We start from the raw sequence: 21,792 nt of genomic DNA on the forward strand, positions 1-21,792 counted from the left end.
GGGTCGCCGAGCCGCTCGCGCGCCAGTGTTGGTGCCAATCAAGGTATGTCATGAGCAACCATTTCCGCAATTTCGCCCTGTGGGTGGTGATCGCGCTGCTGCTGATCGCGTTGTTCCAGCTGTTCCAGAATCCGGGCCAGCGGACCAACACGTCGGATATCTCGTTCTCGCAATTCTTGACCGAGACCCGGCAGGGCAACGTGCGCGCCGTCACGATCCAACAGCGCGATATTACAGGAACGTACAATTCGGGCGGCCGCTTCTCGACCTACGCCCCCGAAGGCGCCAACAATTATATCGACACGCTGGACGCCCAGGGCGTCACCATCCGGGCCGAGCCGCCGAACGACGGGATCTCCATCTGGGGCATCCTGGCGACGTGGTTCCCCATGCTCCTCATCCTGGGCATCTGGCTGTTCCTGATGCGGCAGATGCAGGGCGGCGGCGCAGGCAAGGCGATGGGCTTCGGCAAGTCCAAGGCCAAGCTCCTCAACGAGGCGCACGGCCGCGTCCTGTTCGAGGACGTCGCCGGCGTCGACGAGGCGAAGGAAGACCTGCAGGAAATCGTCGACTTCCTGAAGGACCCGTCCCGCTTCCAGAAGCTCGGCGGCAAGATCCCCCGCGGCGTCCTGCTGGTCGGCCCTCCGGGCACCGGTAAGACGTTGCTCGCCCGCGCCATCGCCGGCGAGGCGAACGTGCCCTTCTTCTCCATCTCGGGCTCCGACTTCGTCGAGATGTTCGTCGGCGTCGGCGCCAGCCGCGTGCGCGACATGTTCGAGCAGGCGAAGAAGAACGCCCCCTGCATCATCTTCATCGACGAGATCGACGCCGTCGGCCGCCATCGTGGTGCGGGCCTGGGCGGCGGCAACGACGAGCGCGAGCAGACCCTCAACCAGCTCCTCGTCGAGATGGACGGCTTCGAGGCGAACGAGGGCATCATCCTCATCGCCGCCACCAACCGTCCGGACGTGCTCGACCCCGCGCTGCTGCGTCCGGGCCGGTTCGACCGCCAGATCGTCGTCCCCAATCCGGACCTCGTCGGCCGCGAGAAGATCCTGAAGGTCCACGTGCGCAAGGTGCCGCTGGCGCCGGACGTGAACCTCAAGACCCTCGCCCGCGGCACGCCGGGCTTCGCCGGTGCGGACCTCGCCAACCTCGTCAACGAGGCGGCGCTGCTGGCCGCGCGCCGCAACAAGCGCCTCGTCACCCACCAGGAGTTCGAGGACGCCAAAGACAAGGTGATGATGGGTGCCGAGCGCCGCACCCTCGTCATGACCGAGGACGAGAAGAAGCTGACCGCCTACCACGAGGCGGGCCACGCCCTCGTCGCGCTGCACATGCCGGCGTCCGATCCGATCCACAAGGCGACCATCATCCCCCGCGGCCGTGCGCTCGGCATGGTGATGCGCCTGCCGGAGCGGGACCAGATCTCGCTGACCCGCGCCAAGTGCAAGGCGGACCTCGCCGTCGCCATGGGCGGCCGCGTCGCCGAAGAGCTGATCTTCGGCCACGAGAAGGTGACCTCCGGCGCCTCGGCCGACATCAAGATGGCGACCAAGCTCTCCCGCGCGATGGCGACGCAGTTCGGCATGTCGGACGAGCTGGGGCCGCTCCTCTACTCGGAGAACGAGGACGAGGTGTTCCTCGGCCACTCCGTCGCCCGCAGCCAGAGCGTGTCGGAGAAGACGCAGGAGCTGGTCGACTCGGAGGTGAAGCGCTTCGTGAATGACGGCTACGAGACCGCGATGGCCGTCATCAAGACCAATCTCGACGATCTGCACACCGTCGCCAAGGGCCTGCTCGAGTACGAGACGCTGACCGGCGAAGAGATCCGCGACCTCATCAAGGGCAAGCCCCCGGTCCGCGAGAGCGCCGACGACGACACCCCGCCGCGGGCGTCCACCGTCCCGCCCACGGGCGCGCCCAAGCCCCGTCCGCCCGCCAACGAGGGTGGCTGGGAACCGCAGCCGTCCTGACGGCATCGCGACGACGACATCACGGCCGCCTCCCCAGGCGGCCGTTTTCGTGCAGATGCCCCGGCGACCTCGAACCGGAGCGCAGCCCGGCGCCGCGAGCTCGCCACGGCCTGCTTCTGGGCCGGCGGCCCATCTGGTAGCGTGGCGGGATGCCTGCACCTGCGCCTGCCCCTCGCTTCGGCCCACTGCCGCCGGACCATGTGCCGGACCTTCTCGGACCTGACCTTCGCGTGGTGTTCTGCGGGACCGCGCTCGGCCGCGTTTCGGCGCAGAAGCGGGCCTATTATGCCCACCCCGGCAATCTCTTCTGGCGCACCCTGCACGCCACGGGGCTGACGCCCATCCGCCTCGCGCCGGCCGACTGGCCACGCCTCGTCGAATGGGGCATCGGCCTCACCGACGTGTGCAAGGCCCACTTCGGCAACGACGCCGAACTCCCCGCCGGCGCGTTCGATACACACGCCCTGCGCGCCAAGATCGAGCGGCACGCACCGCGGATCCTCGCCTTCACCTCCAAGACCGCCGCGGCCGCCGTCCTCCAGCGCCCCACCGGTGCCGTCCCCCTCGGCGCCCAGCCCGAGAGGATCGGCGCGACGCGCCTCTTCGTGCTGCCCTCGCCCTCGGGCCAGGCGCGCCGCTATTGGGACACGGCGGTGTGGCAGTCGCTCGCCGACGCGGTCCAGGCCACACGCACGACGCACGGCTCCCGCCGCTAGCAGTGCCGCCCGCGCCGGGCTCACCCGCCATATCCGCCGAAATACGGGGCGCGGTCACGAGGATGCAGCAATTCTGCGTTCCCTTACGAATGGTTGACTCCCATCCGGCAGGATCGCTTAGTCGCCGGCACGTATTGAAGGTCGAGTACATGTCACGAAAGTATTTCGGAACCGACGGCATCCGGGGGCCCGCCAACGGTGCCAACATGACCCCCGAAATCGCCATGCGTGTGGGCATGGCCACCGGCATCGTCCTCGCCACCCGCGAAGGCAGCCAGCGCATCGTCATCGGCAAGGACACCCGACTGTCGGGCTACATGCTGGAGACGGCTCTGTGCGCCGGCTTCACCGCCGTCGGCGCCGACGTGTTCATGCTCGGTCCGATTCCCACGCCCGCCGTCGCCATGCTGACGCGCTCGCTGCGGGCCGACATCGGCGTCGTCATCTCGGCCTCGCACAACGGTTATGCCGACAACGGCATCAAGATCTTCGGCTCCGACGGTTTCAAGCTGTCCGACAGCGTCGAGGCCGAGATCGAAGCGCTGATGGACAGCGACATGAGCCCCCAGCTCTCGCGCAACGGCGACATCGGCCGCGCCACCCGGCTGGACGGCGTGCGCGACCGCTACGTCGAGTTCGCCAAGCGCACCTTCCCGCGCGCCCGCTCGCTGGACGGCCTTCGGGTCGTCGTCGACTGTGCCAACGGAGCGGCCTACCGCGTCGCGCCGGACGTCTTCTGGGAGCTGGGCGCGGAGGTGATCTCCATCGGCGTCACGCCCAACGGCACGAACATCAACCGCGACTGTGGGTCCACCTCGCTCGACACCATACGCGCCAAGGTGCGCGAGGTCCGCGCCGACGTCGGCGTCGCGCTCGACGGTGACGCCGACCGGGTCATCATCATCGACGAGAAGGGCGACGTGGTCGACGGCGACCAGCTGCTGGCGGTGATCGCCCGCTCGTGGCAGCAGTCGGACCGGCTGGAGCAGAACACCGTGGTGACGACGATCATGTCGAACCTCGGCCTGCAGCGTTATTTCGACGGTTGCGGCATCACCATGGAGCGGACCAAGGTCGGCGACCGCTACGTCGCGGAGCGGATGCGCGAAGGCGGCTTCAACATCGGCGGCGAGCAGTCCGGCCACATCATCCTGTCCGACTATACGACCACCGGAGACGGCATCCTCGCGGCGCTGGAGCTGATGGCGGTGGTGGTGGAGAGCGGCCGGCGCGTGTCGGAAGTATGCCACCGCTTCGAGCGGGTGCCGCAGATCCTCAAGAACGTGCGCTTCAACGGCGGCAAGCCGCTGGAGGCCGAGCCGGTGATCGACGCGATCGACGCCGCCAAGGCGCGGCTCGGCGGCGGCGGGCGCATCGTCATCCGCCCCTCCGGCACCGAGCCGCTGATCCGCATCATGGCCGAGGGCGACGATGCGGCGCTGATCCACACGCTGGTCGACGAACTCTGCACCGTCGTCGGCGCGCACGGCTGACGCTCAGGCCCAGATCGCCACACGAAGCCCCCGCGCGTCGACGTCCGGCGGGTCGGGGAAGGGTTGCGCCTCACCGCGGGCGCAACGGCGGGCGATGAGCGCGATGGCGGCGGCGTCGACCGCATCGACGAGCGGCATCCCCGCCGGACGCGCGTCGAATAGCGCGGACGGGATGCCGTGGCGCTCCAACAGCGCGATCCGCTCGGCAAGGCCTTCCTTTGCGGGCACACCCTTCACACGCTTGGCCGTCGGCATCGGCGTATCGCCGTTGAGCCGCCAGAACGCGACCTCGGCATGGGTCTCGAAGACGGTGTGCTGGTTCTCCTGTGTCAGGATCGCGTCCAGTGCGCGGATCGCCGGGAACAAGGCGAACCCCTGGCGGCTGATTTTCCTCGGGGGCTGTGAGGTCGCGAGCGCGACGTCACATGCCGTCCGATAGTCGAGGGAATAGACCGCGGCCCGCGACGGCATGGAAAACACCGACGACTGGCGCGGCCCGAGCAACCGGCGGATGGCCTGCTCCGCCCGCCGACCGGGACCGACGATGCGTTCAGGGAGCCCCATCGGCATGTCGACGGCGAGCACTTCGCCGCCGGCGATCATCTCTCTCAGGTCCCGATGGAACGAGAGGCGCGCTCGCGTCTCTCCTATGGCCATGATGGAGCAGACGGCCCAACCGCTTCGACAGCCGTCCGCGCCGTGAACCCGGGCTATGGCGTCGTCCATCCGCCTGGTCTCCTCACGATCGCGCCGGGACGCCCGCGAACGGCTCCAGGGTGACGCTCCCGCGGTCGGGTCGGGCGATGGCGTCGGCCGCGGCGGCATAGTCCAGCATATCGGTCGCGGAGGCGCGGACGGCGGCAAAGGTCGCGGCGGCGGCGTCGCGCACGGCCTCGGCCGGCGCCCCGGCGAGCGCGGCCGAGAGGTAGACGGCGCTGAAGAGATCGCCGGTGCCGCGCGGGGCGTGGGCGCGCTCCTCGTGCAGCGCCACCGCCGCCGTATCCGGACCCAGGACGAGCGTCCCCAGCCGACCCGCCCGACGGATCGCCGAGGTCACCACCACCTGGCGCGTCCCGATCGCGGCGGCGGCGGCGGCGAGGTCGTTCGTGCCGCCGAGGTCGGCCAGCTCGTGGACGTTCGGTGTGATGATGTCGGCCCGCGACACCAGCCGCGTGGCGATCGCCTCGGCGATGGCGTCGGGCACGTAGCGGCCGCGCTCGTCGCCCATCACCGGGTCGACCAGCACCAGCGCATCGGGCCGTGCCGCGCGCACGCGGTCGATGAAGCTCGCCGCCGCGTCGATCTGCCCGGCGTTCGCAAAGTAGCCCGTCAGCACCGCGTCGACCCGGTCGGCGTGGGTGCCGAGGTCGGCAAGGTGCGCGGCGAGGTCCGGATTCGGCGTGCGGGTGGACGGGCCGAGACCGGGGTGCCATGGGAGGAGCACCGTCGGCACCGGCCAGGCGGTGCAGCCCCGGTGCTCCAGCGCGAACGTGATCGGGCGGAGACCCACCGCCCCACGCATCACCGTGGATGAGATGGCCACCACCGTCTTGCCCTGCATTGTCGTCCTCTTGCTCAACCCGTCGACGGGACGATAGCAGGGACGACCGCACCTTTCGCGGTCGGAGACGAAAATGCCGAAGCTGCGCCGAACCGTCCTCTACATTCCGGCCGACAATGCCCGCGCGCTCGCCAAGGCGGCGGAGCTGCCGGCCGATGCGGTCATCGTCGACCTCGAGGATGCCGTGGCGCCGGACCGCAAGGCCGCCGCCCGCGACGCCGCACGGCAGGCGGTGGAGACGCTGACGCCCCTGAAGGAGGTGGCGCTGCGCGTCAACGGCGCCGACACCGAGTGGCACGCCCAGGACGTTGCCCTCGCGGCCGGCCTCGCCGTCCCGGTGGTGCTGCCGAAGGTGAAGACGGCGGACGACGTCGCCCGGCTCGCCGCCGCCGCCGGCACGGTGTGGCCGATGCTGGAGACCGCCGAAGGGGTCTGGAACGCGCTGGCGATCGCGCGGGCGGCCGTCGCATCGGGCGGCGGGGCGGCGGCGACCGCGCTTATCGTCGGCACCAACGATCTGGCGCTGGAGCTGGGCGCCGATCCGGGCGTGGACCGTGCCAACCTCGCCTTCGCGCTGCAGGCGATCGTCCTGGCCGGGCGCGCGGCGGGGGCCGATGTGATCGACGGGGTGATGAACGACTTTCGCGACGAGGCGGGTCTGGTGGCCGAGGCGAAGGCCGGCCGCGCGCTCGGCATGACCGGCAAGACGGTGATCCACCCGGCGCAGATCGGCCCGGTGAACGCCGCGTTCGCCCCCTCCGAGGGGGAGGTCGCGCACGCCCGCGCCGTGGTCGCCGCCATGGAGGAGGCCGACGCGGCGGGCCGCTCGGTCGCCACGCTGAACGGGCGCATGGTGGAGCGCCTGCACGCGGACGCCGCGCGGCGGGTCCTCGCCCTCGCCGAGGCCGTCGCCGGGTCCGACGCTCCGTGAGCGGCGACAGCCCGGCCTGGGACGCCGCCGACGCCGCCGCCGCGAGCGACAGCCCCCGCACGCCGGAGAGCGGCACGACGGACGCCGTGCCCGCGCTCGACGCGCGCCCGCCGCTGACGGTGGTCACCTGGAACGTCAACTCCATCCGCGCGCGGGTCGAGCTCTTCGCCAAGATGGTGCGCAAGGTGAAGCCGGACGTGGTGCTCTTACAGGAGACCCGCTGCGCCGACGGGCAGTTTCCGATGAAGCCGATGCGCAGTCGGGGATTCAAGTACACCGCGCTCAACGGCGTCGGCGGCCATCACGGCGTCGCCATCCTCTCCAAGGTGCCGATCCTGGACGTGACCGCCGACACATTGGGCGGCATCGACCACCCGCGTCACGTCTCGGCGGTGGTAGACTTCGGCGGCCCGATCCGTCTCCATTCCCTCTATATCCCGGCCGGTGGGGACGAGCCGGACACCGCGATCAACCCCAAGTTCGCCCACAAGCTCGCCTTCCTGGAGGAGATGCGAAGCTGGGGCCACCGGGCCGTCGCCGAGCCGGCGCTGCTGACCGGGGACTTCAACGTCGCGCCCTATCCGGACGACGTGTGGTCCCACAAGCAGCTCCTGAAGGTGGTGAGCCATACGCCGGTGGAGACCGATGCGCTGGAGCGGGTGCGCGCCGAGCAGGGCTGGGTGGACGTCGTGCGCCGCGATCGCCCGGAACCGGAGAAGATCTACACCTGGTGGAGCTACCGCAATCCGGTATGGCCGGGGAACAATCGCGGCCGGCGGCTCGACCATGTCTGGGCCTCGCCGCAGATCGCGGACCGGGTGACCACCACGGTGCTGACCGAAGCGCGCGGATGGGAGAAGGCATCCGACCACGTGCCTCTGGTGGCGACGATCGCGCCCGCGGCCATCGGCTAACGTCAGAACACCAACGAACGGTGGACCGCCGCGCCGGCGAAGGCGCCGTCCCCCACCGCCAGCGCCAGCGAGTGCGGCACGCGGGCGACGTCACCGCAGGCGAACGCGCCGGGCACCGTCGTCTCCTTCGTGGCGTCGGTGCGGATCTGGGTGCCGAAGGGCGTCTCCTCGATCTCGCAGCCCAGCTCGGACGCGACCGGCGACGACGGGGCGCTGACGGGGATCGTGAAGAGGCCCGCGAAGGCGAGCATTCGGCCGTCCTGCAACAGCACGTCGGCGGTGCCGCAGATGCGGGCGACGGGTGTCTCCTCCACCGCGACGCCATACCGGTCGAGGCTGGCGCGGGCTTCGGCGTCGAGCGGCACGGCGCCGTTGGCCAGGAGCGTGACCCTGCCCCACTCGCTGGCCATTTCGGCCTGGTGGAGCGACATCGCGCCCGCGCCGACGACGCCGATGGCGCCCTCGTCCAGCTCATAGCCGTGACAGTAGGGGCAATGGTAGACGCCGCGCCCCCAGCGCTCCGCGATCCCCTCGACGGGCGGCAGCCTATCGCTCACCCCGGTGGCGAGGAGGATGCGCCGCGCCGCGTGCCGGCTCCCGTCGGCGGTGGTGGCGACAAAGGCGTCCTTCGCCCCGCTGGCGGCGGTCACCTCCCCCTCGTGGAAGGCGAGCGTCGGGTAGGCCTCCAGCTCGGCGCGGGCCCGGCGCGCGAACTCGGCGGGGTCGACGCCGTCCTGGCCGAGGAAGCCGTGGGCGTGGCTGGCGAAGCGGTTGCGCCGCCGCCCGGCGTCGACGACGAGCACGCTGCGCCGGGCGCGCACGAGCTGCAAGGCGGCGGACAGGCCGGCATAGCTGCCGCCGATGACGAGAACGTCGTAGGTCATGGGGTGGTCCTCATCGGCCCGGCTCGGACGCGGCGTGGAGCTGGGCATGCCGCAGCTCGGCGTGGCGACGGGCGAAGTCGGCCGCGAGGTCGGTGAGGGTGACGTGGGCGAAGCGCTCCAGGAGCAGCGCGACGCGGATGGCAAGCCGCCGTGCTCCGGCGGGCTCCGACGGGCAGCGGCGCGTGCCAAGGTTGGCCCGAAAGATGTAAGGTGAGCGGGTCACTGGAGGGTCCGATGAGCGAAGATGCGCTGCCGCGTTCCGCCGAGGGTCGGCTGATGCCCGACGCGCCCGTCCACCTCGCCGAGACGCCCGGCGTCGTCCACCGCTCCATCCGCCACGACTCGGGCGAGAAGCACGTCACCGGCCGCGCCATCTATGCCGACGACATTCCCGAGCCGGCCGCCCTCCTGCATGTCCACATCGCCTACGCCACCTTCGCCTGCGGCTCGCTGATGGCCGACATCGCCCCGGTGCGCACAGCGCCCGGCGTCGTCGCCGTACTGACGGGGGAGGACGTGCCGGGCGAGAACAACGTCGGCCCGGTGAAGCACGACGAGATCATGTTGGCGCTCGTCGGCGGGCGGGCGGAGGTGATGGTCGAGGGGCAGGCGCTGTTCGCCGTGGTCGCCACCTCGCGCCGTGCCGCACGGGCGGCGGCGAGGCTCGCGGTGATCGACGCGGCGCCGCGGCCGGCGATCGTCACGATCGAGGATGCCGTCGCCGCCGGAGCCGACAAGGTGGACGACAGCTACCGCATGGCCCGTGGCGACGCGGCGGCGGCGATCGCATCCGCGCCGCGCCGGGCTGCCGGACGCATGGTCATCGGCGGGCAGGAGCACTTCGCGCTGGAGAGTCAGATCGCGGTCGCGACGCCGGGCGAGGACGACGACATGCACGTCGTCTCCTCCAACCAGCATCCCTCGGAGTGCCAGGAGGTGGTCGCGCGCGTGCTGGGCACTCCCAACAACGCGGTGACGGTGGAGGTGCGGCGCCTGGGCGGCGGGTTCGGCGGCAAGGAAACGCAGGGGAACCTGTGCGCCGCGGTGGCGGCGCTCGCGGCCCGCCACACCGGGCGCCCCGCCAAGGTGCGGCTCGACCGGGACGACGACTTCGTCATGACCGGCAAGCGGCACGACTTCATCATCGAATACGAGGTCGGCTTCGACGAGGCGGGCAAGCTGCTGGGCGTCGCGTTCGTGCAGCACGCGCGATGCGGCTGGTCGCTCGACCTCAGCCGCGCGATCTGCGACCGGGCGATGTTCCACGCCGACAACGCCTATTGGATCCCCGCGCTCGACGTCGTGTCCCACCGCTGGCGCACCAACACCGTCTCCAACACGGCCTATCGCGGGTTCGGCGGGCCCCAGGGAATGGTCGGCATCGAGCGCGTGATCGAGCATGTCGCCGCAGAGCTCGACATGGACCCGCTGGCGGTGCGCCGGGCCAACCTCTACCGCGCCTCAGCGCCCGCGGCCGAGCGCACGACCCACTACGGCATGGAGGTGGAGGACGCCGTCGCCGCGCCGATCATCGACGACCTCGTCGCGCGCTCGCAATACGAGCGGCGGCGGGCGGAGATCGCGGCCTGGAACGAAGCGTCGCCGGTGCTGAAACGGGGTATCGCGCTGACGCCGGTGAAGTTCGGCATCTCGTTCACGACGACCTTCCTCAACCAGGCCGGCGCGCTGGTGCATGTCTACAAGGACGGCTCCGTGATGATCAATCACGGCGGCATCGAGATGGGTCAGGGGGTGTACATCAAGGTCGCGCAGGTGGCGGCGGACGCGTTCGGCGTGCCGCTGTCGGACGTGAAGATCACCGCCACCCGGACCGACAAGGTGCCCAACACCTCCGCCACCGCCGCCTCCTCCGGCGCGGACATGAACGCGATGGCCGCGCTCGACGCCTGCGAGCGGATCAAGGCGCGGCTGGTAGCGTTCGCGGCCGAGCGCGCGGGGGCGGAGCCGGGCCCCGCGCGGTTCGAGGGCGGGACGGTGGCGGTCGCCGGGGAGCGGCTGGCGTTCGGCGAGCTGGTGCGCGACGCCTACATGGCGCGGGTCTCGCTCTCGGCGAGCGGGCACTACGCGACGCCGAAGATCCACTGGGACCGCGAGAAGGCGACCGGCCGCCCCTTCTACTACTTCGCCTACGGCGCCGCCGTCACCGAAGCCGCGATCGACACGCTGACCGGCGAGACGCGCCTCCTGCGGGCCGACATTCTGCACGACTGCGGCCGTTCGCTGAACCCGGCGGTGGACCTCGGCCAGATCGAAGGCGGCTATGTCCAGGGCTGCGGCTGGCTTCTGACTGAGGAGCTGGTCTGGTCGGCGGACGGGCGCCTGCTGACGCACGCCCCATCGACCTACAAGATCCCCTGCGCCTCCGACCGGCCGATCGACCTCCGGGCCGAGATCTGGGCGCCGGGGGAGAACCGCGAGCTGACCGTCCGCCGCTCCAAGGCGGTCGGCGAGCCGCCGTTCATGCTGGCGATCTCCGCGCACCAGGCCGTCGCCGCCGCTGTCGCCGCGGCCGCCGGCGGCTGGCGCCCGCTCGACGCTCCGGCGACGCCGGAGTGCGTGCTGATGGCGCTCGCGCGCTGAGAGAACGCCGGCGCGGGCGGAACCGTCCGGCGACGAAAAACGCCGGATCGGGGTCGGACCGATCCGGCGGCATGCGCACGGCCCGGGCGGTGCGCAGACGAGATATCCGGGCCGGCCGACGCGCCCGCTGAGGCGCGCCGGTGGCGTGCCGGCCCGGCGACCGCGGCCTTATTCGGCCGCGAGCAGCTCCGGCACCGCGAGGAGCAGGAACTCGTTGGCGGCCGGCGCGTCGAGCCGGCGGCCCGACGAGAACGGCAGGTTGTTGTCGTTGGCGACGATGATGTGCGTGTCGTCGACCTTCATGACGTCCTCGATCGTGAAGAACGGCATCGTGTACTTGCCGGTGAGGTCACGCGCGGCGGCGGTCTCGAGGCGGGCGATGCCGTCCGGATCGGCGATGTCCATCAGATCGATGTGGCCGATGCGGCGGACCGTGCCGTCCTCGTGGACGTCGGACATGTCGACCAGGACGACGCGCTTGACCATCGCCGGGGCGGGGAAGCAGTCGGCGGTCGGCTCGCCCTCGCACTTCAGCGACGGGTCACCCTCGCCGTTGTCACGCTCGATCACCAGGGCGCGGGTCTCGTCGATGAAGTTGAAATCGCCGATCGCGGTGGCCCCTTCGGCGAGCGGGAACTTCACCACGTCGCCGGTCCACTCTCTGGTCTTCGGATCGAACGCCATCACCGTGAGCGCGTTCTCGCCCGAGCCCAGCAGCGGCTTCTCCAGCATCGCCCACAGGAGGCCGGTGCCCGGCTGCAACGCCATGCCCTCGTAACCGCCGGAGCGGGCCGACTGGTAGTCCTTGCCCTCTTCGGCCGGGATCCGCAGCGCCGGATGGTCCGGGCTCCGGATCTCCTCGCCGTTCAGCATGGTCGGGTAGACGCCCTTCACCACACCGTCGAGGCCGGCCTCGATGAGGTAGGGGCCGAACTCCTCGCCGATCCACAGCGTCCCGTCGACGAGCTGGATCGACTCGAGGTCGAAGTCGGCGCCGGTGAGGTAGCGCTCGGCGGTGCCCTCATAGGCGATGCGGAACGGCACGACCTTGTCTGGGTCCTTCAGGAAGATCGTCTCGCGGGCGACGTCGCCGGTCTCCCAGTCGGGGTTGATCTTGTGGAAGAAGAGCAGCGCGTCGGGCGAGTTGAGCTTCGAGCCGAAGCCGTTGTCCGTCAGCGCGATGATCGAGCCGTCCTCCGCGCGCTCCATCGCGAAGCCGGAGAAGCCCTGCACCGGCTGCCCCTCGAACGGGAAGGAGAGGCCGGTGCCGCGCTTGCCGTGCAGGCCGCCGGTATCGCCCTCGACCGTGCCAGGCGCGTCGACGCGGGCGCTGCCGGCGGCGAATTTGCCGGAGACCTGCGCGTCGGCCGGGGCGTCGGCGGGCGCGGGGATGATGGTGTTGGCCTCCAGCACCGCATGACCGGCGAGGGTCGCGGGGAAGGTCTTGCCGACGACGTCGTCGGCCTGCGCGAGAACGGGCGCGGTGAGAAGCGCGACGAGCGCAACGGACAGGCGGAGCATAACAACCTCGTGATCGTTGACTGGTCAGGCACCTACGCCGGCGACAAGACGAGGCGATGAAGGGTTTTTGACGTTTCGCTGACGCGCCGTTTGGGGTTCGCCCGTGTTCGGACGGCGCGCAATGCCGCCGGAGCCCGCGACCGCGGGGCGGACGAAGGCCCGGCATGGCGGCATTCGTCGCGGCGAGAGGCCATCCCCCTGATTCTTCTACCCTGCGGCGTGAGGCATAACGAAATCCTGTTGAGATATAGGCGCGGACGTCATAGGGTCCGCGTCAAAGAACGGCCGAAGCCGTCCATCCCAGGGAGGAACGGAAATAATGATTATCCGCACTATTCTTGCGGCGTCCGCCGCTGCGATCGCGTTCGCGCCGATGACCGCGTCGGCCCAGACGATGCTGAAATTCGCGCACGTCTACGAATCGAGCGAGCCGTACCACACGTGCGCCGTGGCGGCGTCCGACAAGCTCCTCGCCGCGACCGACGATCGCTACGGCATCGAGGTCTTCCCCGCGTCCTCGCTGGGCAAGGAAGTCGACATCAACGAGGGCCTCGGCCTCGGCACGGTCGACATCATCTATACCGGCCAGCTCTTCGCCGGTCGCGCGTATGGGCCGATCGCCATCGGCGGCGCCCCGTTCATGTTCCGCGACTACGAGCATTGGGATCACTTCCGAAACTCGGACCTCTTCAAGGAGCTGAGCCAGGGCTACGAGGACGCGACCGGCAACCACATCGTGTCGCTGACCTATTACGGCGCCCGCCACGTCACCTCGAACAAGCCGATCCTCAAGCCCGAAGACATGAAGGGCCTCAAGATCCGCGTGCCGAACGCGCCGCTCTACATGATGTTCCCCCGCGCGACCGGCGCCAATCCGACGCCGATCGCCTTCGCCGAGGTCTACCTGGCGCTGCAGCAGGGCACGGTGGACGCGCAGGAGAACCCGCTGCCGACCATCCAGGCCAAGAAGTTCTACGAGGTGCAGGACGACATCAACCTCACCGGCCACATCACCGACGCGCTCCTGACCATCGTCGGCGGGCCGACGTGGAACCAGCTGTCCGACGAGGACAAAGCGGCGCTCTCCACCGTGCTGGAGGAGACGGCCGACTGCGCCACCCAGCAGATCATCGACAAGGAGAACGAGCTGGCGGCCTGGTTCAAGGAGCAGGGCGTGACCGTGAACGAGGTCGACCGCGGCCCGTTCATCGAGGCGACGAAGGCCATGCATAACGGCGACATGGCCACCTGGGATCAGGAGACCTACGACCGCCTTCAGGCGATCAAGTAGGCTCGATGGCTCCGGCGCAGCCTCCCCTGCCCTGGCTCGGCGGCTGCGCCTGCCACGCGGTGCGCTATCTCGTGACCGGTCCGCCGGTCGCGATCTACGCGTGCCACTGCCGGGACTGCCAGCGCAGCACCGGCTCGGCCTACGTGCTGGTGCTGCGCGTCCCCGTCGCCGCCTTCTCGGTCGACTGGGACTCGCTGACGGCGATCGAGCGGGTCGGCGATTCGGGCGGGCGCATGCTGTGCCACTTCTGCGCCGAGTGCGGCACGCGCATCGTCAACACCCGCACCGACCGTGACGTGGTGAACCTGCGCGCCGGCACGCTGGACGACCCCTCCTTCGTCGAGCCCAGCGCCCACATCTGGACGTCGCGGGCACTGCCCGGCGTCGTCATCCCACCGGCGGCCTACGCCCACCCCGAGCAGCCCGACGACCCCGACGCATTGACCCGAGCGTTTCGCGAAGTACCCGCATGAGCGACGACAACACGGCGCCCTCCGCCCCCTTCCCGGCCGACGACGAGCCGATCGACCTCTCCGACATCCAGTGGGACGATGCGCCCGTGCTGGTCGTCTTCTGGGGGCTGGCGTTCGTCGTCTTCCTGCAGTTCTTTACGCGCTACGTGCTGAACAATTCGCTCGGCTGGACCGAGGAGATCGCGCGCTTCCTCCTGATCGCCGTCACCTTCATCGGGGCGATCATGGCGGTGCGCAAAGGGAGCCACATCGCGGTGGAGATCCTCTACCGCTGGTTTCCGCGCCCGCTGCGCCGCGTGCTTCAGACTTTGGTCGACGTGACCGCCGTCCTCTTCTACGGCGCGCTGACCTGGCTCACCTACCAGCTCGCCGGCCGCACCTTCCAGATGATGGTGTCGATCGACGTGCCCAAGTCGTGGCTCTACTACGGCATCATGGTCTGCTTCGCGCTGATGACGATGTACGCGGTCATCGTCGCGGTGCGCCACGTCCGGACCGGCACCAGCCGGCTGATCGACCCGCACCTGCACGAGGCCACCCCGTCGATGGAATGACCCCGGCGGCACCGATGCCCTCCGCAGGCGCCCGGTGCGGCCCTCCGAAAGGCTCCGAACCGGCGCAGGCGCCCCGCCTCGCGACACTCACACCGCCCCTCGTCACCACCACTCGCGAGGGGCACGGACACCAGGCCCATTTGCGCGCGGCGCCCTGCCCGGCGGCCGCAGCGTAAGAAAGGACACGCGTGGATCTCGTCCTTCTGTTCGGCGTCCTCTTCGGCGCCATCGCGCTCGGATTTCCCGTCGCCATCGCGCTGGCGGGGTCGTCGGCGATCTTCATCATGGTCACCGGGCAGGTGCCCGAGATGGTCGTCGCCCACCGCATGATCAACGGCGTGGACTCGTTCCCGCTGCTGGCGGTGCCGTTCTTCATCCTCGCCGGCAACCTCATGAACACCGCCGGCATCACCGAGCGCATCTTCGACTTCGCCAAGGCCCTCGTCGGCTGGATGCGCGGCGGCCTCGGCCATGTGAACATCGGCGCCTCGGTGATCTTCGCCGGCATGTCGGGTGCGGCGGTGGCCGACGCGGGCGGCCTCGGCGCCATCGAGATCAAGGCGATGCGCGACGCGGGTTATGATCCCGGTTTCTCCGTCGGCGTCACGGCGGCGTCGTCGACGATCGGGCCGATCATCCCGCCGTCGCTGCCGATGGTGATCTACGGCGTGGTCGCCGGCGCCTCCATCGGCCAGCTCTTCGCCGCGGGGTTCATTCCGGGCCTGGTGATGGCCGTGTCGCTGATGGTGATGGTGTTCTTCTACGCCCGCATCCGGAACTATCCGCGCGATGCGCGCTTCTCTATCCGCCGGTTGGGTTCCTCGTACCGGCGAGCCTTCCTCTCGCTGCTGACGCCGATCATCATCGTCGGCGGCATCCTCACCGGCGCCTTCACGCCGACCGAGGCCGCCATCGCCGCCTGCGTGTGGGCGCTGTTCCTGGGGCTCATCGTCTACCGCACGCTCACCTGGCGCCGCTTCCTGCGCGTCTCGTACGACACGATCGAGACGACTGCCGTCGTCCTCTTCATCGTCGCCGCCGCGTCGATCTTCGCCTGGGTGCTGACCTCCAATCGCGTGCCGGAGCACTTCGCCGCGCTGCTGCTCTCGGCGTCCGAGAATCCGGTCGTCATCCTCATCCTCATCAACCTGATCCTGCTGGTGGTCGGGTGCTTCCTGGAGACGGTCGCGGCGATCACCATTCTGGTGCCGGTGCTGCTGCCGATCGCCGTGAAGGTGGGCGTCGATCCGGTGCACTTCGGCGTCATCATGGTGCTGAACCTGATGATCGGGCTGCTGACGCCGCCCATCGGCATGGTCCTCTACGTGCTGTCGCGCGTGTCCAAGGTGCCGTTCGAGCGGTGCGTGTCGGCCACCGCTCCCTTCCTCATCCCGCTCGGCATCGTGCTCGTCCTGATCACGTTCGTCCCGGCGATCACGATGTGGCTGCCGACGCTGATCTACCGCTGACCCGTTGACGGGACCGGCCCTCCGGTCCGAACGTCACCGGTGTGGCGGAGGGTCGAACGGGTCATGGCAGGACTAGGCGAAGCATCGCTGGCAGAGCTTCGCGCGATGGTGGCGCACGGGCCGACCGTGGTCGCCACCATCACCAAGAAGGCCGGCTCCACGCCGCGCGACCGCGGCGCCTGGCTGATCGTCGCGGCGGACCGGTTCTCCGGCACCATCGGCGGCGGCGAGGCGGAACGGCGTACGGTCGAGGCGGCGCGCGGCATGCTCGTCAGCGGGATCGACGAGATGGAACTCGACATGCCACTCGGCCCCGCGCTCGACCAGTGCTGCGGCGGTCACCTCGTCGTCGCGCTGAAGCGCATCACCGCGCCGCCGGCCGGCCCCTTCGCGCTCACCGAAGGCGGGCCGCTGCTGAGCGACCCGTTCCGCCGCACGGTCCTCGTCTACGGCGCGGGCCACGTCGGCCAGGCGCTGATCCGGGCGCTGGAGCCGCTGCCGTTCAACCTCACCTGGGTCGACGCCCGCCACGAGGACGCCTTCCCGGTGCTGAGCGACGTGCCGTGCCGCCGCATCGCGCTGCCAGAGACGGTCGCCGCCGAGGCACCGGACGACGCCTTCCACCTCGTCATGACGCACAGCCACGCGGTGGACCTCGAGATCGTCGCCGCGGTGCTGGCACGCCCCTTCGGCTTTCTGGGGCTGATCGGGTCGCAATCGAAGCGGGCCGCCTTCTTGCATCGCCTGCACGAGCGGTATCTTGACACCTCGCGCCTCACCTGCCCCATCGGGCTGGACATTCCGGGAAAGGAGCCCGCCGTGATCGCCGCTTCCGTCGCCGCCCAGCTCCTCGCCGTGGACCGGACATGCTGATCAAGCGCGGCCGCCTGCGCCCGTTCGACGGCACGATCACCGGTGCCGACCCGTTCGCCGTCATCGTCGACGGCGCGCTGGTGCTGGACGACGGCGAAGTGATCGACCACGGCACCGCCGCCGCGATGATCGACGCCTACCCCGAGGCCCCCGTGGTCGACAGTGCCAGCCTTTTGACGCCCGGCCTCTACGACGCGCACATCCACTACAGCCAGAGCCGCATCATCGGCACCTTCGCCGGCGGGCTGCTGGAGTGGCTGGAGAGCGTGACCTTCCCCGAGGAGGCGCGGTTCGACGATCCGTCCTACGCCGCCATGGTCGCGCGCGAGTTCTGCGACGCGCTGGAGGCCGTCGGCACCACCTCGGCGACGGTCTACTGCACGTCCCACCCGGTGTCGGTGGATGCGCTGTTCGATGAGGCGCGCGGGCGGCAGCTGCGGATCTGCGCCGGCCTCGTGATGATGGACCGCAACGCCCCCTCCGCGCTGCTGACCCCCGCCCAGGACGCTTACGACCAGGCACGCGAGCTGATCGAGCGCTGGCACGGCGCCGAGGACGGACGCCTGACCTACGCGATCACCCCCCGCTTCGCGCCGACGTCGACGCCCGCGCTGCTGGAGGCCGCGGCCGCGCTGTGGCAGGAGTTCCCGAGCTGCACGATGCAGACGCACCTGTCGGAGAGCACCGACGAGGTGGAGTGGGTGCGCCGCCTCTTCCCCGACGCACCGGACTATCTCGGCGTGTACGAGAATTTCGGGCTCGTGGGGCCGGGCGCGATCTTTGCCCACGCCATCCACCTGTCCGATCGCGAGGTGGGCCTCCTCGCCGAGAGCGGCGCCGTCGTCGCCCATTGTCCCACCGCCAACCGCTTCCTCGGCTCCGGCCGCTGCGATGTCGCCCGCCTCCTGAAGGCGGGCGTCGCGGTGCAGCTCGGCAGCGACGTGGGCGGTGGGACCACGTTCGACATGATGGAAGTCGCCGCCGAGGCCGAAGGGGTGACGCGCCACGGGAGGGCACCTCATGGCGACTGATCGGGACGCCTTCGTCGCGCGCTACGGCGGTGTCTACGAGCACAGCCCCTGGGTGGCGGAGCGGGCGTGGGACGGCGGCGCGCCCGAGGCGGGCGACGTCGTGCCGGCCTTGCGCCGGGTCGTCGAGCGGGCAGGGCACGCCGCGCAGCTCGCGCTGTTGCGCGCCCACCCGGACCTGGCGGGCCGGCTCGGCGTCGGCGCGCTCACGGCCGACTCCGCCGCCGAACAGGCCGGCGCCGGTCTGGACCAGTGTTCCGAGGCCGAATTCGCCGAGTTCACCGCCCTCAACGCACGCTATGTCGAGCGGTTCGGCTTTCCCTTCATCATCGCCGTGCGCGGGCTGGACCGCGCCGCCATCCTCGCCGCGTTCCGCCGCCGCGTGGAGGGCGACCCGGAGGCCGAGTTCCGCACCGCGCTCGACCAGGTCCACCGCATCGCCGCGCTGCGGATCGCCGCAATTGGCACTGCGTCCGAGGTCGAGCGTGTACCGGTGGAGCGCGACGACCTGCTGCGCCTCGTCGGCACCGCGTTGGCCCGCAACGGGGCGAGCGCGGCGGCGGCGACGGCGATCGCCGAGATGGTGGTGACCGCCGAGGGGGACGGCGCGCACTCGCACGGCGTCTTCCGCGTACCGGGATATGTGAAGGCGCTGAAGGCCGGCGCGCTGGACGGTCATGCCGTGCCGCGCCTCCTCGCCCGCGAGGGGGCGGTCCTGCGCTACGATGCCGGACGCTCCGCCGCTCCGTTCGCCTACGCGGTGACGCTGCCGGAGCTGGCCGAGGTCGCCGAGCGGCTCGGAGTCGGGGTCCTGGCGCTCGCCAACGTGGCACACTTCCAGGCGATGTGGCCGGAGACCGAGTGGCTCGCCGAGCGCGGCCTCGTCGCCTTCGCCTGCACGGCGAACTTCCCCTACCTCGCCCCCGCCGGCGGCACGCGGCCGGTGTTCGGCACCAATCCGCTGGCGTTCGCGCTGCCGGGCGACCCGCCCGTCGCGATCGACATGGCCGCCTCCACCATGGCCCGCGGCGACGTGATGCTCGCCGCACGGGAGGGGCGGCCGGTGGCGGACGGCGTCGGCGTCGACGCCGACGGCATCCCCACGTCCGACCCCGCCGCGATCCTGAAAGGCGCGCAGCTCCCCTTCGGCGGCCACAAGGGCTCGGCCGTTGCGCTGATGGTGGAGCTGTTGGCGGGCCTCTGCGGCGGGCCCTACAGCGACGTCGCCGTGGACGCCTCCGGCGCCGGCGTCCCTGTCGGCGCGGTGTTCGTCCTGGCGCTGTCGCCGGCAGCGCTCGGCGGACCGGACGCGCTTGCCGAGGCGGGCGCGTTCGTCGACCGGCTGCGCCGCGTGCCGGGGGTGCGGGTGCCCGGCGAGCGGCGCCACCGCAACCGCCGCAAGGGCGGGCCGATCATGGTCGAAGCGCGGATCCTGGACGAGGTGCGGGCGCTCGTCGGCTCCGGGTGACGGGCGCGTCGCCGACGCGGATCAGGCCGCGTCGTGGAAGATGACGCCGAGGGTATAGCGCTCGCCCGAGCGCAGCCGGCTGACGCCGTGCCGCAGCATCACCCGGTGGTCCCCCTTGGTGCCGCGGCGCGGGCGGACGGAGGTGGTGAACAGCGCCCCCTCGCCCTGCGCCAGCGTCACCACCTCGGCGCGCGACTGCATGCGGGGCCGCTGCTCGGTGAGCACCAATTCGCCCCCCTCGAACCCCGCCGGATCCGACAAGAGCACGACGAGCTGTAGCGGGAAGGCAACCGCCCCGTAGAGGTCCTGGTGCAGGCAGTTGTAGTCACCGGGGCCATATTTCAGAATCAGCGGCGTCGGCTTCTCCTGCCCCTCGGCGTGGCACCGCGCCAGCATCTCGCCGAGCGTCGCGGGGTAGCGGTCCATCGCCAAACGATCGGCCCAGCCGTTGGCGATCCGCGCGGCGTGCGGGTAGACCGCCTCGCGCAGCGTCGCGACCGTCTCCGGCAGCGGGTCGGCGAAGTACTTGTATTCGCCCGAGCCGAAGCCGTGCCGCTTCATGATCACGCGGCTACGGAAGCGCTCCTGCGCGTAGAGCGCGGCGAGCGCGGCGCAGGTCGCCGGGTTCAGCAGCGGCCCGGTGCGGGCGACGCCGTACGCATCGATCTCGGCGCCGATCGCCGCCCAGTCCAGCGCGTCTACGGTCGCCTTCACGTCCGCTGCCGGCTTTCCCTCAGTGGCCATGAGCGGTCTCCCTCCGGTGGTCGCGCTCCCGGTCAAGGAGCGCGGCCTTGCGTTCCACGCCCCAGCGGTATCCCGCCAGCGAGCCGTCCGCCCGCACCACCCGGTGGCACGGCACCAGAACGGCGATCCTGTTGGCCCCGCAGGCGCGCGCGACGGCACGGTGGGACGTGGGCGCGCCGATCGCCGCGGCAACCTCGGCGTAGCTGGCGGTGGACCCGATCGGGATCGCCCGCAGAGCCGCCCACACGCGCTCCTCGAACGCGGTGCCGCGGATGTCGACCGGCAGTTCCATGGCGCGCGCCGGCTCGCGTACCGCGGCGACGACGTCCGCCACCAGCGCGTCGAACGGTGCCCCCCCGTCGATCAGCAGGGCATCGCGGAAGAGGGCGGCGGCCTCCAGCCGGCCCGCCTCGAGGGTGTCGCTCAGGCGAACGGCGGCGATGCCCTGGCGCGAGAAGACCACGGTGACGACGCCGAGGTCGGCCTGCCCGCTCGCCAGGACCATCACCTCGCCGCGACCACCGTCGGCGAGCGTGGCGGGGGCGATCGTGAACCGCGCCGCCGCCTCGTCGTAGAAGCGCGAGAGGCTGGCGAACCCGGCCGCGAACGCCGCGCCCGCGGGACGATCGCCCGCCGCCAGCGCCTCCGCCGCGCGTCGCGCCCTGCCGGCGCGGGCGTACTGCGCCGGCGTCGTCCCGGTGTGCGCCTTGAAGGTACGGTGGAAGTGGTGCGCGCTCACGCCGGCCGCCTCGGCCAGGGTCGCCAGCGGCACCGGCCCCCGCTCCAGCGCTCGGCACGCCGCCTCGACCATCAGCGCGTTGCGCTGCGCGGGGGACATCTGCGTTGGCGTGCAACGGCGGCAGGCGCGGTAGCCCGCCGCCTCCGCCTCGCGCGGGAGCGGATAGAACGTCACGTTCTCCCGGTTGGGGCGACGCGAGGGGCAGCTCGGGCGGCAATAGACCCCGGTGGTCGCCACCGCATAGACGAACGCCCCGTCCTGCTCCGCGTCGCGGGCGCAGACGGCGGTCCAGCGGGAATCCTCGGGCAGGGGGCGGGCACTGTGGCTCATCTCTTCCTGGATGCTCATCGATTCGGCTCCATGCCGGGGCGCGTCACGGCGCCCGGCTCTGTCGCCGGCCGGGCGGGCTTTCGGCCCGGTCCCGACACGGCGAGGCGTCTCTTCGGTCACCACATGGCCCGCCCGCCCCTCGGCGTCGTCTCGGCAGTTGATCGCAAACTCTTCCCCGTCGCGAGCGCTGCGTCTACGGTCGCGTCAAAACAACAATCTGCATGGG

The 21,792-nt window shown here is 70.8% G+C and carries 20 protein-coding genes; 13 read left to right on the top strand and 7 right to left on the bottom strand.

Translation table 11 applies throughout. The annotated features are described in order from the left end of the window. Positions 1-50 precede the first annotated feature (50 nt). The 3 genes from ftsH to glmM all read left to right on the top strand — a co-directional run bounded on the left by ftsH (position 51) and on the right by glmM (position 4,185). A complete protein-coding gene (gene ftsH / locus MRB58_RS09125; RefSeq protein WP_244781404.1) occupies positions 51-1,976 on the top strand; it encodes an ATP-dependent zinc metalloprotease FtsH in 1,926 nt (641 codons plus the stop codon). A 149-nt stretch (positions 1,977-2,125) separates the two neighbouring features. Continuing rightward, the gene (locus MRB58_RS09130; protein ID WP_244781405.1) at positions 2,126-2,692 is read left to right on the top strand and encodes a mismatch-specific DNA-glycosylase; all 567 of its coding nucleotides are present in this window, start codon (positions 2,126-2,128) and stop codon (positions 2,690-2,692) included. Between the two features lie 149 nt (positions 2,693-2,841). Further along, a complete protein-coding gene (gene glmM / locus MRB58_RS09135; RefSeq protein WP_244781406.1) occupies positions 2,842-4,185 on the top strand; it encodes a phosphoglucosamine mutase in 1,344 nt (447 codons plus the stop codon). 3 nt (positions 4,186-4,188) lie between these two features. Here glmM and MRB58_RS09140 read toward each other — a convergent pair whose 3' ends face one another. Then, positions 4,189-4,911 (bottom strand): DUF429 domain-containing protein, encoded by a 723-nt coding sequence (locus MRB58_RS09140; protein ID WP_244781407.1) that lies wholly within the window; start codon positions 4,909-4,911, stop codon positions 4,189-4,191. A gap of 13 nt (positions 4,912-4,924) precedes the next feature. After that, the gene (locus tag MRB58_RS09145; protein WP_244781408.1) at positions 4,925-5,746 is read right to left on the bottom strand and encodes a PfkB family carbohydrate kinase; all 822 of its coding nucleotides are present in this window, start codon (positions 5,744-5,746) and stop codon (positions 4,925-4,927) included. 73 nt (positions 5,747-5,819) lie between these two features. Between MRB58_RS09145 and MRB58_RS09150 the strand changes: the two genes are divergently transcribed. Both MRB58_RS09150 and MRB58_RS09155 read left to right on the top strand, forming a co-directional pair. Continuing rightward, positions 5,820-6,677 (top strand): CoA ester lyase, encoded by an 858-nt coding sequence (locus MRB58_RS09150; RefSeq protein ID WP_244781409.1) that lies wholly within the window; start codon positions 5,820-5,822, stop codon positions 6,675-6,677. A 113-nt stretch (positions 6,678-6,790) separates the two neighbouring features. Further along, positions 6,791-7,591 carry an exodeoxyribonuclease III gene (locus MRB58_RS09155; protein ID WP_244781938.1) on the top strand — a complete coding sequence of 267 codons (801 nt, stop codon included), beginning with the start codon at positions 6,791-6,793 and terminating at the stop codon, positions 7,589-7,591. Positions 7,592-7,593: 2 nt separating this feature from the next. On the opposite strand, the gene MRB58_RS09160 is transcribed toward MRB58_RS09155, so the two are convergent. Then, complete coding sequence (locus MRB58_RS09160) at positions 7,594-8,475, bottom strand: NAD(P)/FAD-dependent oxidoreductase (RefSeq protein ID WP_244781410.1); 882 nt, start codon at positions 8,473-8,475, stop codon at positions 7,594-7,596. 10 nt (positions 8,476-8,485) lie between these two features. After that, positions 8,486-8,698, bottom strand: a complete 213-nt coding sequence (locus MRB58_RS09165; protein WP_244781411.1) for a hypothetical protein — start codon at positions 8,696-8,698, stop codon at positions 8,486-8,488. Positions 8,699-8,751: 53 nt separating this feature from the next. Here MRB58_RS09165 and xdhB point away from each other — a divergent pair, with 53 nt between their 5' ends. After that, entirely contained in the window at positions 8,752-11,076 is a 2,325-nt protein-coding gene (xdhB, locus tag MRB58_RS09170; RefSeq protein WP_244781939.1) for a xanthine dehydrogenase molybdopterin binding subunit, read from the top strand. Between the two features lie 168 nt (positions 11,077-11,244). Here the strand turns inward: xdhB and MRB58_RS09175 are convergent, their stop codons facing one another. Further along, positions 11,245-12,597, bottom strand: a complete 1,353-nt coding sequence (locus tag MRB58_RS09175; RefSeq protein WP_244781412.1) for an esterase-like activity of phytase family protein — start codon at positions 12,595-12,597, stop codon at positions 11,245-11,247. A gap of 319 nt (positions 12,598-12,916) precedes the next feature. On the opposite strand from MRB58_RS09175, the gene MRB58_RS09180 reads away from it, so the two are divergent. From MRB58_RS09180 to uraD, 7 genes are all read left to right on the top strand, one after another. Next, positions 12,917-13,888, top strand: a complete 972-nt coding sequence (locus tag MRB58_RS09180) for a sialic acid TRAP transporter substrate-binding protein SiaP (RefSeq protein ID WP_244781413.1) — start codon at positions 12,917-12,919, stop codon at positions 13,886-13,888. Between the two features lie 5 nt (positions 13,889-13,893). Then, positions 13,894-14,361: a GFA family protein gene (locus MRB58_RS09185; RefSeq protein WP_244781414.1), complete on the top strand. Its 468-nt coding sequence runs from the start codon at positions 13,894-13,896 to the stop codon at positions 14,359-14,361. Further along, complete coding sequence (locus MRB58_RS09190; protein WP_244781415.1) at positions 14,358-14,915, top strand: TRAP transporter small permease; 558 nt, start codon at positions 14,358-14,360, stop codon at positions 14,913-14,915. Before MRB58_RS09185 ends, MRB58_RS09190 begins: the two co-directional genes overlap by 4 nt. 188 nt (positions 14,916-15,103) lie before the next feature. Then, on the top strand, positions 15,104-16,384 hold the full coding sequence (locus MRB58_RS09195) for a TRAP transporter large permease (protein ID WP_244781416.1): 1,281 nt from the start codon (positions 15,104-15,106) through the stop codon (positions 16,382-16,384). 63 nt (positions 16,385-16,447) lie between these two features. Next, positions 16,448-17,257, top strand: coding sequence for a xanthine dehydrogenase accessory protein XdhC (gene xdhC / locus MRB58_RS09200; RefSeq protein WP_244781417.1), 810 nt, complete (start codon positions 16,448-16,450; stop codon positions 17,255-17,257). Then, positions 17,251-18,288, top strand: a complete 1,038-nt coding sequence (locus MRB58_RS09205; protein ID WP_244781418.1) for a guanine deaminase — start codon at positions 17,251-17,253, stop codon at positions 18,286-18,288. The genes xdhC and MRB58_RS09205 overlap by 7 nt, the downstream gene beginning before the upstream one ends. After that, the gene (gene uraD, locus MRB58_RS09210; protein ID WP_244781419.1) at positions 18,278-19,753 is read left to right on the top strand and encodes a 2-oxo-4-hydroxy-4-carboxy-5-ureidoimidazoline decarboxylase; all 1,476 of its coding nucleotides are present in this window, start codon (positions 18,278-18,280) and stop codon (positions 19,751-19,753) included. The genes MRB58_RS09205 and uraD overlap by 11 nt, the downstream gene beginning before the upstream one ends. A 21-nt stretch (positions 19,754-19,774) precedes the next feature. Here the strand turns inward: uraD and MRB58_RS09215 are convergent, their stop codons facing one another. Both MRB58_RS09215 and ada read right to left on the bottom strand, forming a co-directional pair. Next, on the bottom strand, positions 19,775-20,497 hold the full coding sequence (locus MRB58_RS09215; protein WP_244781420.1) for a 2OG-Fe(II) oxygenase: 723 nt from the start codon (positions 20,495-20,497) through the stop codon (positions 19,775-19,777). Continuing rightward, positions 20,487-21,584: a bifunctional DNA-binding transcriptional regulator/O6-methylguanine-DNA methyltransferase Ada gene (gene ada / locus MRB58_RS09220; RefSeq protein ID WP_244781421.1), complete on the bottom strand. Its 1,098-nt coding sequence runs from the start codon at positions 21,582-21,584 to the stop codon at positions 20,487-20,489. Before ada ends, MRB58_RS09215 begins: the two co-directional genes overlap by 11 nt. Positions 21,585-21,792: the final 208 nt, after the last annotated feature.

The sequence above is a fragment of the Acuticoccus sp. I52.16.1 genome, from assembly GCF_022865125.1.
Taxonomy (GTDB): domain Bacteria; phylum Pseudomonadota; class Alphaproteobacteria; order Rhizobiales; family Amorphaceae; genus Acuticoccus.

Bases quoted from the DNA above. Each gene is read 5' to 3' on its own strand.
- glmM (WP_244781406.1), top strand. From the start codon at position 2,842: ATGTCACGAAAGTATTTCGGAACCGACGGCATCCGGGGGCCCGCCAAC.
- MRB58_RS09190 (WP_244781415.1), top strand. From the start codon at position 14,358: ATGAGCGACGACAACACGGCGCCCTCCGCCCCCTTCCCGGCCGACGAC.
- uraD (WP_244781419.1), top strand. From the start codon at position 18,278: ATGGCGACTGATCGGGACGCCTTCGTCGCGCGCTACGGCGGTGTCTAC.
- xdhC (WP_244781417.1), top strand. From the start codon at position 16,448: ATGGCAGGACTAGGCGAAGCATCGCTGGCAGAGCTTCGCGCGATGGTG.
- MRB58_RS09145 (WP_244781408.1), bottom strand. From the start codon at position 5,746: ATGCAGGGCAAGACGGTGGTGGCCATCTCATCCACGGTGATGCGTGGG.
- MRB58_RS09140 (WP_244781407.1), bottom strand. From the start codon at position 4,911: ATGGACGACGCCATAGCCCGGGTTCACGGCGCGGACGGCTGTCGAAGC.
- MRB58_RS09215 (WP_244781420.1), bottom strand. From the start codon at position 20,497: ATGGCCACTGAGGGAAAGCCGGCAGCGGACGTGAAGGCGACCGTAGAC.
- ftsH (WP_244781404.1), top strand. From the start codon at position 51: ATGAGCAACCATTTCCGCAATTTCGCCCTGTGGGTGGTGATCGCGCTG.
- MRB58_RS09185 (WP_244781414.1), top strand. From the start codon at position 13,894: ATGGCTCCGGCGCAGCCTCCCCTGCCCTGGCTCGGCGGCTGCGCCTGC.
- MRB58_RS09130 (WP_244781405.1), top strand. From the start codon at position 2,126: ATGCCTGCACCTGCGCCTGCCCCTCGCTTCGGCCCACTGCCGCCGGAC.
- MRB58_RS09205 (WP_244781418.1), top strand. From the start codon at position 17,251: ATGCTGATCAAGCGCGGCCGCCTGCGCCCGTTCGACGGCACGATCACC.
- MRB58_RS09150 (WP_244781409.1), top strand. From the start codon at position 5,820: ATGCCGAAGCTGCGCCGAACCGTCCTCTACATTCCGGCCGACAATGCC.
- MRB58_RS09180 (WP_244781413.1), top strand. From the start codon at position 12,917: ATGATTATCCGCACTATTCTTGCGGCGTCCGCCGCTGCGATCGCGTTC.
- xdhB (WP_244781939.1), top strand. From the start codon at position 8,752: ATGCCCGACGCGCCCGTCCACCTCGCCGAGACGCCCGGCGTCGTCCAC.
- MRB58_RS09175 (WP_244781412.1), bottom strand. From the start codon at position 12,597: ATGCTCCGCCTGTCCGTTGCGCTCGTCGCGCTTCTCACCGCGCCCGTT.
- ada (WP_244781421.1), bottom strand. From the start codon at position 21,584: ATGAGCATCCAGGAAGAGATGAGCCACAGTGCCCGCCCCCTGCCCGAG.
- MRB58_RS09160 (WP_244781410.1), bottom strand. From the start codon at position 8,475: ATGACCTACGACGTTCTCGTCATCGGCGGCAGCTATGCCGGCCTGTCC.